The sequence below is a fragment of the Agriterribacter sp. genome (assembly GCF_035497235.1).
GTDB lineage: Bacteria > Bacteroidota > Bacteroidia > Chitinophagales > Chitinophagaceae > Agriterribacter.
The window spans coordinates 16,936-29,340 of sequence record NZ_DATJEB010000031.1 but is presented as its reverse complement, the minus strand read 5'-3'; the positions used below and the strand labels follow the sequence as shown (position 1 = coordinate 29,340).

At 43.0% G+C, this 12,405-nt stretch carries 9 protein-coding genes; all 9 read left to right on the top strand.

Going from position 1 to position 12,405, the window contains the following annotated elements; genetic code table 11:
• Positions 1-4: 4 nt before the first annotated feature.
• The 9 genes from VL121_RS08510 (at position 5) to VL121_RS08470 (ending at position 12,201) form a co-directional block, all read left to right on the top strand.
• A complete protein-coding gene (locus VL121_RS08510; RefSeq protein WP_325404183.1) occupies positions 5-1,303 on the top strand; it encodes a contractile injection system tape measure protein in 1,299 nt (432 codons plus the stop codon).
• Between the two features lie 327 nt (positions 1,304-1,630).
• Complete coding sequence (locus VL121_RS08505) at positions 1,631-3,484, top strand: eCIS core domain-containing protein (RefSeq protein ID WP_325404181.1); 1,854 nt, start codon at positions 1,631-1,633, stop codon at positions 3,482-3,484.
• Between the two features lie 55 nt (positions 3,485-3,539).
• Positions 3,540-4,211: a hypothetical protein gene (locus tag VL121_RS08500; protein ID WP_325404179.1), complete on the top strand. Its 672-nt coding sequence runs from the start codon at positions 3,540-3,542 to the stop codon at positions 4,209-4,211.
• Between the two features lie 13 nt (positions 4,212-4,224).
• Positions 4,225-6,639 (top strand): eCIS core domain-containing protein, encoded by a 2,415-nt coding sequence (locus tag VL121_RS08495; RefSeq protein WP_325404177.1) that lies wholly within the window; start codon positions 4,225-4,227, stop codon positions 6,637-6,639.
• A gap of 102 nt (positions 6,640-6,741) precedes the next feature.
• Complete coding sequence (locus VL121_RS08490) at positions 6,742-8,025, top strand: hypothetical protein (protein ID WP_325404175.1); 1,284 nt, start codon at positions 6,742-6,744, stop codon at positions 8,023-8,025.
• A gap of 22 nt (positions 8,026-8,047) precedes the next feature.
• Positions 8,048-9,412 carry a vanadium-dependent haloperoxidase gene (locus VL121_RS08485; protein ID WP_325404173.1) on the top strand — a complete coding sequence of 455 codons (1,365 nt, stop codon included), beginning with the start codon at positions 8,048-8,050 and terminating at the stop codon, positions 9,410-9,412.
• Positions 9,413-9,436: 24 nt separating this feature from the next.
• Complete coding sequence (locus VL121_RS08480) at positions 9,437-10,210, top strand: ParA family protein (protein WP_325404171.1); 774 nt, start codon at positions 9,437-9,439, stop codon at positions 10,208-10,210.
• A gap of 27 nt (positions 10,211-10,237) precedes the next feature.
• Positions 10,238-10,696 carry a hypothetical protein gene (locus VL121_RS08475; protein WP_325404169.1) on the top strand — a complete coding sequence of 153 codons (459 nt, stop codon included), beginning with the start codon at positions 10,238-10,240 and terminating at the stop codon, positions 10,694-10,696.
• Entirely contained in the window at positions 10,693-12,201 is a 1,509-nt protein-coding gene (locus VL121_RS08470; RefSeq protein ID WP_325404167.1) for an ATP-binding protein, read from the top strand. Before VL121_RS08475 ends, VL121_RS08470 begins: the two co-directional genes overlap by 4 nt.
• Positions 12,202-12,405: the final 204 nt, after the last annotated feature.

Genomic DNA, 12,405 nt, shown 5'->3' with positions numbered 1-12,405 from the left:
TGTTATGCAGCACCTCATCAAAAAACAGGTCATCAACCTGCAACTCAATAAAGAAACAGATGCTTTTCGTGTACAGCAAACAGTGAGTACCTGTTACCGGCAGCACCTGTTGCCGTTGCTTGAAAATATTTTTAATGAAATGTCATCTGCTGACGAAGTAATTCATATTGATCATTTGGAAATTGACCTGGGTATGGTTTCGGAGGAGGAGATGATTAAAGGTGACTGGGGCAATACCGTTCTTTTAAAAATAAAAGAACAATTATATAGGCAGGTGAAGAAAAACCGGGAAGTAAAAGCTGATAAACAGGAAACGGTGGCATTCAATAGCTGCAGGCAGTGGTTGTTTTATATGCAAAAAGGCTATTTGTCCTGGAATACAATGCAGGTAAATGACGTGTGGTATGAGCAGGTACTCGGAACCCTTGCGGTTGATTTTGAAAGCATTGCTGCGTTAAGAAGATTGATCAGGCAGCAGTATGCTGTTATCCGGAGGATTGCAGGGCAACATAAAGAGAAATTTTTGCTGCAACTGTTAACGGTGTTAACTGCCGGAAATCAACAGGAGCTGGCAGAAAGGATAAACGAAATGCAAAGGCAATTTATAGCAAAAACAAAACCTGTTCCTACGCCAGTACAGGTGAAGGAATACAGGGAAAAATTATGGGAACGGCTGATATTTTTGGCTGCCGGTTCAAAAAAGGAACTGCATGCAGAACTGTTGATAAAAGAGATGGAAAAGCCAAGGGATGCTGATATTTTACCCGCTCCTGAACCAACGGGCGAAGAAAAAATAGATAACGATGGGCTGTTTGTATACGATGCCGGAATGGTGTTGATCCACCCGTTTCTTTCTGCGCTCTTTAACCGGTTACAATGGCTGAGCCAGGGAAAATTTAACGATGAACACTGCCGGCAAAAAGCGCTGTATGTTTTACATTATGCCGCTACGGGCAGGGAGGAAGCGGAAGAATATGAATTGGTTGTTCCCAAAATACTATGCAACTGGCCGCTGGCGATGCCTGTGCAAAAAGATATGGAACTAAAAAAAGAAGAATTATTAGAAGCGGATAATATGCTTCGGGCTGTTATTGACCAATGGAAAGTTTTACAAAATACTTCACCCGATGGATTAAGAGAAGGATTTCTGCAACGAAAGGGAAAATATTTTAAAAGGAATGACAAACGGTACCTGCAGATAGAAAGTACTTCAATAGATGTATTGTTAGATCAACTGCCCTGGAACCTGGGAATTATTAAACTGCCCTGGATGAAAGATATGTTGTGGGTGGAGTGGAGGTGAGGGGTAAGAAAGTAAGGAGTAAGAAAGTAAGGAGTAAGAAAGTAAGAGGTGAGAAGTGAGGATGTGAATTGAGCAGTAAGTGGTAATAATCACTACCTGGTTAGTGTCTTTACCATAGCCGTCAACTTAAGCCCGGAGGGCTTTAATTTGAATAGCCGTGAGAGAAACTCACGGTAAAAATGTCGAAATTTTTGTTGAACCCTGCAAGGGTTCAATATCAAAGATATTCATTTGTCCATCGGTTGCACCGATGCCACCGCCCCGGTTAGTGGAGACACTAACCGGAAAAAGTATAATTAAACGCTTCGCTAATGATATACGTTAAATATGAAAACAGCTGAACCCAAAACGGCAACTGTTGCCAGCAATGCAAAGGCAAATCAGCCCTTCTTTTCAAAAGAAGGGAACGGGAGTTTTTTTGGTGAAGGCAAAGAAGCATCGGCCTTTTTTAAACCGTCATCTTTGTATAGTGTAAATGGCAAAGGAGTATTGCAAACCAAGCCCGCCCCGCCCGCCGGACAGCTTACAATTGGCCAGCCCAATGATACATATGAAAAGGAAGCCGATGCCATGGCGGATAAAATAATGCATGGAACCGGAACGAAAAGCGAAAAAACCGTTCAGGCAAAACCGCTTGCTGCTTCCATATCTCCTTTGCTTCAAACAAAATGCGCTCATTGCGAAGAAGAAGAAAAATTACAGCGTAAAGAAAGGAATGGCAATGAGGCAACAGCAGGTAGTTCCTTAGAAAATTACGTGGACGGTTTAAGCGGCGGACGTTCATTACCCAACGAGGTAAGGCGTTTTTATGAGCCGCATTTTGGTTGTGATTTCAGTAACGTAAAAGTGCATACGGATACCGTTGCCGCAAAATCAGCCCAATCCATTAATGCATTGGCATATACTTCCGGAAATAATATTGTATTCAATAGCGGGCAGTATTCACCAGCTACGGATAGCGGTAAAAGATTGTTGGGTCATGAGCTAACGCATGTGGTGCAACAGGGGAAGGGCATAGCTCCTAAAATTCAGCGGATGGGAGACCTGTCAAAAGTTCCGCCAATGGCCTGTGATGTAGCCAATACCAGCTCTGCAGGCTCAGTTGCGCTAACTTCTTTATTTCCTACTTCTTCAACATCTTTATCTGCAGCGCAACGAAATGATATTGCCCTGTTTGCTGCCAGTTGGCAGGCAAGCGGGGGAACGGATACCTTACGGGTTGATGGATACGCAAGTACGCCGGGGGCTGATGAAATGAACTGGCGGTTATCGTGCGAACGGGCGCTATCGGTTTCCAATGAATTACGAAATAATGGTGTGCCTGATAACATGATTGAAATATTTGCCCAGGGCGAAACAAATGAATTTGGTGCGCAGGCAAATAATCAAAGAGCGGATATTACTATGATTGCGGCGCCACCGGTTCCTGTAATTACCAGCGAAACGGTAGTAACTTCCCCGGGTTCCCGTGCCAGAACTACCGTTGGTGTTGGGGAAGAAGTGAATCTTACGCATTCTTCCGGGAACCTAACCACTGCATGGGCCGCAACTGCCGGAACCTTATCTGCCAATGTTGGCGCCACCGTATTGTTCACCGCTCCGGATACAGCGCAAACGGTTACTGTAACGGCCGATACGGCCACTATTAATTTTACAATAATTGCCCCCAATGATGTGCATATGGACAATGTAGGCGGCAGCGTTAAACATCATCTTAATTTACCTGATTCCGGAATCCTCGCAGATGTTTTCCTGTTGCCTGATAATGTAAATTTCAATAAAGTAACGTATCGTGAATTAGATGTGGTTGGGATAGCTACATCAGGTGCATATGCATGTAATACTTTTAAAGGCGGACACTGCTCTCCTGCGGGATTGGGGCCTTGCGGCGATAAAAGCCTTACCAGTACAGTGATAGCGGGCAAAGGAACAAAATCAGTCCTGGGCGATTGCGCCTATTCCGGTCATTGTGGTGGTCTGCCGCCATTTGCTCCGGGGATAATTGGCCTGTTTATTCCTTATGAATATAAAACAGGTACAGGAAGCTTCAGAAGGTTCGCCACCGTTTTCCAGGTGCATTCGCTTGCAGCCGATGCTTCCACACTAACTACACGCAAAGCCGGAGCGAATGGAAGCACTACCGTGACAGCACCGACAGCATTGATTGGCGTATGTCCTTAGTTTTAAAAGGATTGAAGTTAAACCTTGGTTAATTAAAACAAAATAGCATCAGAAAATGAAATCATTTCAAAATAAAAATACAGCTCCTGCCAATACCGCCCACTATCCTTTCTTCCAAAAAGAAAATAACACGAATTTTTTTGGGAATACAAGTCATTTTTTTACAGCGGTACAAAAAAAATGCACTTCAGGTGTGCAGGAACAAAATATAATTCAGCGCCAGGAAAAACCGGATGAACCGGTAACAAAAGAAACTTCACCAGGCACTGCTCCATTGCCCACACCAGTTCGTACCCCGCGTGCAGCCAGGTGCGTTACAAATCCTGCATTTCCGGATTTCGGATGTTTTGCAGGCCAGTTAAAATTAGATGTTGATGAGAACCTGCAAAACAACGCTTACCAGTTTTACCAGGCAGCGAATTTACACCCCGGCGATAATGAACTCATGTGGAATACTTTTCTGAGATACGGAATAGGCCGTAATCTTTTGCAAACAAGTTTCGGTTTTATGGGTGCCAATAAAAAATGGGGAAATATGCTTTCTTACGGTGCAGGAATAGGTATGAAGTCGTACCAGTTTCTTAAAGATGGCGAACTAAAACTGGATATACAAATACCTGTAGGAAAAGGAGTAAACCTCGATATAAAATTTGATTATAATACTAATCCCGATAAGCCGGCAGATGAGAAAGTAAATACATCCATTGGTATATCGGGTCGCTTTTAATGAATGTTGTATCATGAAAACCGCTGAAGCAAAAACAGCATCTGTTGCCACAATGCAAAAGGCAAACCAGCCTTTCTTCTCAAGGGAGGCGGAAGGAAGCTTTTTTGGAGATACCGGCGCGAGGGAACCTTCTTTTTTCAAAGCCGAACCTGGTTACAGTGTCAATGGCAATGAGGTATTGCAAACAAAATTAACTATTGGTCAGCCCAATGATAAATATGAAAAGGAAGCTGATGTGATGGCTGATCAGGTGGTGCAGCGTTTGGCGGTGCCCGAACCATTTACAAAAAAAGATGCAGGTATTCAGACAAAGCCTCTGGCGGCGAACATTACTCCATTGGTACAAAAAAAATGCGCTTCTTGTGAGCAGGAAGAGAAGTTGCAGAAAAAAGAAGAGGAGAAGGATGAAAACGAATTATTAAAAAACAAACTGCAAAAGAAACCCATCTTCGAAAGTAATGCTGAGCCCCCGGATGATGAAGGTAATATTCAGAGGAAATGTGCGGAGTGCTTGAAGGAAGAAAAGCTACAAAAGAAATCAGATGCTGCTAATTCGCCGTTAGTATTTTCCTCAATCGAAAGTAGTTTAAGTTCTTCCAAAGGCAGTGGTTTCCCCATCCCTGCCGGCACAAGGGAACAAATGGAAAGCTCTTTTGGCTCCGGTTTTTCTAATGTACGCTTACATACCGATGGCGCTGCCGTGCAAATGAATAAAAACTTGCATGCCCAGGCTTTTACCCACAGAAGCGATATTTATTTTAATGCCGGTAAGTACAATGCCGCTAGTATTGGAGGAAAGCATTTGCTGGCGCATGAGTTGACGCATGTAGTGCAGCAAGGGGGAGCAGGTAAAGTAATTCAGAAGCAGGATGCGCCGGCGGAACACTTAACAAGCCTTAATGAAATGCTTGACAGGTTTGATGTGCCTGAAGATGAAGTACTCTCTTTATTACCGCAACTTACCACAGTTGAAAAAACTACCGTAACTACGGATATATCTTATAAAAACAGGATGGCAAGTGCTTTTGATATTAGTGAAATGGTGAGAGCCGTTGTTATATTAAGCCTTCCTTTAGAAAAAAAATTAGAATGGGTGGAAGCCGCTACAAGCGCCGCCAGCAATATTAATTATGCTGATCTGCAATCCATTATCAGTACAGCGCCTCAGCCGGAAAGAGATGTGTTAAAAACAATTAGGTGGCGTGACTTTTTTGTTGCTGTTTGCGATAATAGTACAATAATTACCGCCGTTACCGATCTTCATTTTGATCTTAAAACACAACTGGAATGGATAGAAGAAGAAGCCTCTCCCGGCAATATTGATTATTCCCAAATTCAACCTTTGATAACTGTTGCCACGCAACCTGACAGGGATGTATTAAAAACAAATCATTGGCGCGGTTTCTTTGTTGGCGTATGCACGAATGCAACAATAATTACCGCCGTTACCGATCTTCATTTTGATCTTAAAACACAACTGGAATGGGTAGAAGAAGAAGCCTCTCCCGGCAATATTGATTATTCCCAAATTCAACCTTTGATAACTGTTGCCACGCAACCTGACAGGGATGTATTAAAAACAGATCATTGGCGCGACTTTTTTGTTGGCGTTTGTAATAATACAACCATAAAGAATGCCCTGGAAGATTTAAGTTTTGATTTTCTTACTACCATAAAGTGGCTTTTGGAAGAAGTTTCTATTTCAAATATTGACTTTACCTGGCTTTGTAATATATTTAAAACTAAGAATGTTTTTCCGGCCGGTGAAGAAGTTATTGCGTGTGCTATTATGGAGAGAGACATGCGGGATGGAACTTTTGACAGTTCTCCTGATCATCAGCCTGCCGGTTGGATTACAAGGGCGCATAATCAGCTTTTAGTAGCCACCCAAATGGGCGGGCTGGTGGGCCAAACTGCAACGTGGAAACCTTCGAACCCTGCATCCGGCACTACATTTCAGTTATGGGCAAGCGCTCCTGTGCAAGGACCAGATATTGCACTGGGCGCCATAACCGTTATTAATTGCTGGGAAATGGTAATGCTGGCAGCATTCCGAAGCGGTGTGATGACTTGGCCCAGAATACATGCCATTTATACAAGTGGCGCGCCAGATTGGTTTAGTTTTCTTGTCAGCCAGCTTAGTTTTAATAACCGTATTCCGTATAACCCCGCCAGCCCTGCAAAAAGACCGGTGGCTGGTGATGTTGTGTTTTTTGATGGAGCAGCTCACGTGGCGCTCGCAGCAGGAACCCTGGATGGAATGGGCAGAACTATGATTTATAGTTTCTGGCCACCGCCGAATACCGCATTTACGGCCGGGGGAACCATTGACGATGTAAAGATTACGACCATTGAACAGCTAAATGATTATTGGGTTGGCCGTGGAAAACCTGCTTTTAAAATTGAATTTACAACTCCAAATTGGTAGTTAGTGAAAACCTGTTTGATTTCGATACTTTTAATTTATATGATCTGTCCATTTTTCTGTGGCCAGGTAAAAAATAAAAACAATATAAATAAGCACAGCAAAATGATAATTCCATTAATTATTGATAAGAATGGCCTTGAAATAGAAGAATTATTTCGTGTTTCATGGGATGAGGCCGGGGGGCTTCAAAAACTACTCACCGGGCCACCCATGACGAGTATTCGTGATGATCACAATAGAGATATGGAACCTGTAACAGCTCCTTACCGTTTTCGGGTTTCGGAACAGGGAAATAAAATAGCCATCCTTTGCAACGACCCCATATTTGTACCTGGTAAATTTGGCAACCTGGAATTTCTGCTCTACGATACCCAAAATAAAAGAATATCCAAAACCGCTGTTCCTTTGAATGATAGCCGGTTTGAAAAATTAGAAATAATTGATTTTTTGATAGACGAAAATAGCATGTTATATCTTCTATCCCGTTTTTATACAAAAGAAAAAACAATCACAAACAGGCTGCAGCTTGTTACACCGGGCGGGACCCCGGCCTGGGAAATTGAATGGGATACAGGCGCTGGTATAACTGTCCGGAATGATTCACTTTCGGGCAAATGCACGGCCATAATAAAAGCAACGGAAAATCATCTTTTAATACAATCAGAAGAGGCAGGAAAAACGGCCATCTTTAAAATAAATATAAAAACAGGAAACGCAGAGCGGTGGGGAAGTATAGATAATACTGATCTGAAAATTTTTGCAGATGACAAATTATCTATGCGTTATATAAGTTTTATTAAAGGAGCGAATAACCGGGCTTATATCGAATACAACCCGGAAAAGGATAAAAAACTAATACAATATGCCGGGCCCGAAATTTATGCGGCCCTGGCGTTTCCTGTGGCTATTGATATCCATAACAATATTTATTGCGTTGAAGGATTTTCATTATCCTGTATTGGTTCCGCGCTACATTTAAAATGGGTTTTGCCTGTAAATAATATCATTCCCGGTTCCGGTTATTTATTGGCAAGCCTTTATAATGAAAACGCCAAAGATTTGATTATATATAAATGGGGGGCAAACGGGACGCTTGCTGAAACCACCCATGTCAACTTAAATATGCCTGGTATCAGGTTGGGAAGGCTTTTAGGATTAACTAACGCTGATGATTTTGTAATAGAAACTTACCGGGAAAACAATAAACAGGTTTTACTATATAACAGGGCTACTGAAAAGCTGGAGGAGCTATCCGCAAAAACACTGACTAAAAAATTTCGTTTGCAGGCTGCGGCTACCTGGCAGGTTGACAAAATGGGAAACATTTATTTACCTGTTGCGGGCGATGAGGCGTTGCATATTATTAAAATAGCAGAACCATTATGACATCAATCAAAATTATTAAGCCATGTCAGCCAATACATCAAAACCCCTCGTCCTGCAATGGAACCAGCTTACACTGGATGCCATTAAATATGCCAGAACATCGCCGCCGCTTGCTGCACGGGTATTGGCAATGGTACATACTGCCATGTATGATGCATGGAGTGTATATCAGGAAAAAGCCATCAGCACCAGTACCGCCTTGTATATAAAAGTAAAGGATGAAGAAAATTGTACCAAAGACAATAAGCGAAAAGCTTTCAGTTATGCTGCTTACAGGGTACTCACCGATTGTTTCTGGCTGGCTCTGCCGGCGCAATACAAAAATGGGTTTCACGATTTTATGTGTCAGCTTAACTATAATCCGGATGATACATCATTGGATATTACCTCACCACAGGGAATCGGCAACCTGGCTGCCAAGCTTGTTTTAGAATACAGACGTGGAGATGGCTCCAATCCGCACGGTAGCTTGCAAATGCCTGCATGGTCTGATTATACAGGGTACCAACCGGTAAATACCTGGGATAAACTAAATGACCTCAGCCACTGGCAGCCTTTGCGTACCGAAGGCCCGCCCGGTGAATATAAAATACAAAATTTTCTTGTGCCGTATTGGGGTTTGGTAAAACCCTTTGCATTAAATTATAACTGGCAGTTGCGCCCAATGCCGCCGTATAAAAAACATGAAGCGCAGTTTAAAGAGCAGGTAAAAGAAATAGTAAACATCAGTGCGGCATTAACCGACAAACAAAAAGCAATAGCAGAATATTGGGCAGATGGGGCTGGCACCTATACGCCGCCCGGCCACTGGTGCGAAATTGCGCAGTTTATAGCGCAGTATAAAAAGTATGGCAACTATGATTGCATCAAATTGTTTTTTGCCCTTTGTAATGCGATGCTCGATGCTTCCATCGCCTGCTGGGAATGTAAAAGGTATTATGATTCCGTTTGCCCCATCACTGCTATTCGTGAAACGTACAGGGGTAAAGATATTCAGGCCTGGGGCGGGCCGCATAAGGGAACACAAACCATCAAAGGAGAAAACTGGCAGTCTTATATTTCCACGCCGCCTTTTGCAGAACATGTTTCGGGTCATAGCAATTTTAGCCGGGCAGCCGCTACTATTCTGAAATGCTTTACGGGCAGCGATTATTTTAACGGTTGCACCAGTGTTAAAAAAGGTTCATCTGCTATAGAACCCGGCACTACGCCCAAACAGGAAATTGAACTGGAATGGCCAACTTTTACCGATGCTGCGGCACAGGCCGGCCTGTCAGGATTATACGCCGGCATTCATTTTGCAAAAGGAAATACAGACGGGCAAAAGCTGGGTGCGGAAGTTGGTCAATGCGCATGGGAAAAAGCATTGTTTTATTTTAATGATTAGGAAAGGAAAATATAAAACAACCACATGTCTGTCATATCAATTGCCATTCAAAAAGGCGGTTCAGGCAAAACCACTACCGCCATTAACCTCGCAGCAGCCCTGCAGCGTATGGGTAAAACGGTACTGCTGTTCGATGCCGATCCGCAGGCTAACCTGTCGCAGTCTCTCGGGGTATTGGATGAGCCGGAGAAGAATCTCTTTACCGAATTAAAAAAAGAAATGGCAGGCGAAAGTGGTGATCTGCAGGGGGTAATCATTCAAACCAAATCGGGATTATCCCTGGTACCTTCTTCCATTGAACTGGCAGGGGCCGAACTGGAGCTGGTGAGCGTATATGGACGGGAACAGGTGTTTAGCTGGCTGCTGGAACCTTTGAAAAATAAATATGATTTCATTTTTATTGATTGTCCTCCTGCCATTGGTATGCTAACCGTAAATGCCCTGGTGGCCAGCGATTACGTGTTGATGCCCTTGCAGGCTGAATTTTTGCCCCTGAAAGGTTTACGTAGCTTTATGCATCATTTCAAAGCTGTTAAAAGTAAATTGAACAGGAATATCGAAGTGTTAGGCTTTATGCTTACCCGTTATGACGAACGCAAAACAATGAACCGGCAGGTGTACCAGCAATTGGAACAGGAATTTGGAGATAAAGCCTTTCATACGCATATACGCAACAATATACAATTGGCAAAAGCACAGGAAGCGGGAACGGATATTTTTAGTTTTGACAAACATGCGCATGGCGCTGAAGATTACAAAAACCTGGCCGAAGAGTTGATTAAAAAATTAGCACATTAGTTTTATTAACCCGTTAATTGACGTTATATGTTCAGATCCGGTTATCGCAACCATCGCCACAGCAATACGCCTGCACAGGGTGAACAGCAAACCAATGCCCGACTCTTCTTTCAGCAAAACGGTATCCCGGGCGCCGTTCAAAGGCAGCCTTCTGCCAGTGCTAAGGCCGAAAGCCAGGTAGAGAATGACAGGGAGTCTTTCAGTATCATTTTAGCCAGGCATTACCTGGCTACGGAAAGAAATGTACCATTCGATCCCGCACAAACCACCACATGCACTGCTGCCGGCACCAATTCAAACGAATGCCTGTTGGTAACACAATCGGGAACCAGTATTAAATTAATGTGGAATACCGAAACCAATATTGCCATTGCTAAAGCTATTATTAATAATGAAGGTTTAGCCTGTGGTTTTAAATATTCGATAGATGATAACAGCAACATTAGTTTTACTTTGATTAAATGCTGGAAAATATTTGATATATGAACAGTAATAATGCGGAAGCAGGTTTAGCAGGGAATAATGTATATCGTGAAGCCACGGTTTCCCGGGAATTTATTTACTTAGATAAACTCATTAAATACCGGTTGGCTCCTTATTTCCCTGCTGATGTGCAGGTGGAAGAACCTTCACTTCCGGATTTGAACAACTGGCATGCTCCATTGGCAAGTTTTATTAATAATAATAAACTAAACCGCTGGGAATCTGTTGTATTGTTGATTGTACTTGCTCCTTACCTGTATCCCGATTTATTTGACCATGCTATTGAAAGCCGGTTAAATGATGCAGGGAATTTTCCGAAAATAGGCGGTGTTCGTGGTAAAAACTCCCGTGCATTTTTACCCACCGGCGAAACTGCTTTATTTCTATTGGCAGGCGATGATATGCAGACAAGACTGGTTGTACAGCAACTATTTGGCGCGGAGCATTTATTTGGCCGAAAAAAAATATTATGGCTCGAAGAGCTTGCCCAGGGTGAGCCCCCGTTAAGCGGAAGGATAATTTTATCGCAGGATTATGCCGATATATTAATGTATGGCAAACCTTCTCCACCACATTTCAGCATGACATTCCCGGCGCGGCGTATAAGAGAAAAAAGAAGCTGGCAGTCGCTGGTGATCAACGAAGAATTGCAAAACCAGATTAAAGAAATTACCGGTTGGCTGAAGTATAACACTACATTGATGCGGCAATGGGGAATGCAGGACCGGTTAAAGAAAGGGTACAGGGTATTATTTCATGGCCCGCCCGGTACCGGGAAAACATTAACCGCAGGTTTGCTGGCCAATGAAATGGGAAGGGATATTTATAAAATTGATCTTTCCATGGTAGTATCAAAATACATTGGCGAAACGGAAAAAAATCTTGAAATGCTTTTTGCCCGTGCAGAAGATAAAGGATGGATATTGTTTTTTGATGAGGCGGATGCCTTATTTGGCAAGCGAACCAATGTGCGGGATGCGCACGATAAATATGCCAACCAGGAAGTATCTTATCTTTTGCAGCGCATTGAAGACTATGACGGACTTATCATTTTGGCTACCAATATGAAAAGTAATATTGATGACGCTTTTCTTCGTCGTTTCAATGCTATACTAAAGTTTCCTTTTCCCGATGCAGAAGAAAGAGTGCAAATATGGGAAAAGTCTTTTCCCGGAAATGTTGTTTTTGCAAATGAACCGGAACAGTTGGATAATAAAATGGATAAAGAAAACAACAATCTTCCCGAATTGGTTAAAAAATATGAGATATCGGGTGGAAGTATCATTAACGTAGTACATTATGCCTCTCTTAAAGCCATAGAGCGAGCATCTGTTCAAACAAGCATGCACGGTGCTGCAAACAATGATAACCCCCAAACAGATTTTCCGGAAGCTATAGCAAGCTCAGATAAAAAACTGAACCATCCTCCTCTTATTATTTATCTTGCCGATGTGCTGCATGGTATTAAAAGAGAATTAAGCAAGGAGGGTAAGCCTTTTGTGCGGTAAGTGAATTATCTTCCAGGCACGGTGTATAGCACTGCCGCAGGTTGTAGTGTTTCATGAACACCAAACATGTGGGCGATAACGGGCAGTAGTCCCTTCCCAGTCCCGTCCGAACAGTTCATCCTGGCGGGGCAGGCGGGTCGGCTATACGACTAAAGCTGATCCATACTACTACCGCTTGTCATTCTGATCCCGCCTCAAAGCGGG

Coding starts and splice junctions, on each gene's coding strand:
- VL121_RS08480 (WP_325404171.1), top strand. CDS start 9,437: ATGTCTGTCATATCAATTGCCATTCAAAAAGGCGGTTCAGGCAAAACC.
- VL121_RS08475 (WP_325404169.1), top strand. CDS start 10,238: ATGTTCAGATCCGGTTATCGCAACCATCGCCACAGCAATACGCCTGCA.
- VL121_RS08510 (WP_325404183.1), top strand. CDS start 5: ATGCAGCACCTCATCAAAAAACAGGTCATCAACCTGCAACTCAATAAA.
- VL121_RS08490 (WP_325404175.1), top strand. CDS start 6,742: ATGATAATTCCATTAATTATTGATAAGAATGGCCTTGAAATAGAAGAA.
- VL121_RS08470 (WP_325404167.1), top strand. CDS start 10,693: ATGAACAGTAATAATGCGGAAGCAGGTTTAGCAGGGAATAATGTATAT.
- VL121_RS08500 (WP_325404179.1), top strand. CDS start 3,540: ATGAAATCATTTCAAAATAAAAATACAGCTCCTGCCAATACCGCCCAC.
- VL121_RS08495 (WP_325404177.1), top strand. CDS start 4,225: ATGAAAACCGCTGAAGCAAAAACAGCATCTGTTGCCACAATGCAAAAG.
- VL121_RS08505 (WP_325404181.1), top strand. CDS start 1,631: ATGAAAACAGCTGAACCCAAAACGGCAACTGTTGCCAGCAATGCAAAG.
- VL121_RS08485 (WP_325404173.1), top strand. CDS start 8,048: ATGTCAGCCAATACATCAAAACCCCTCGTCCTGCAATGGAACCAGCTT.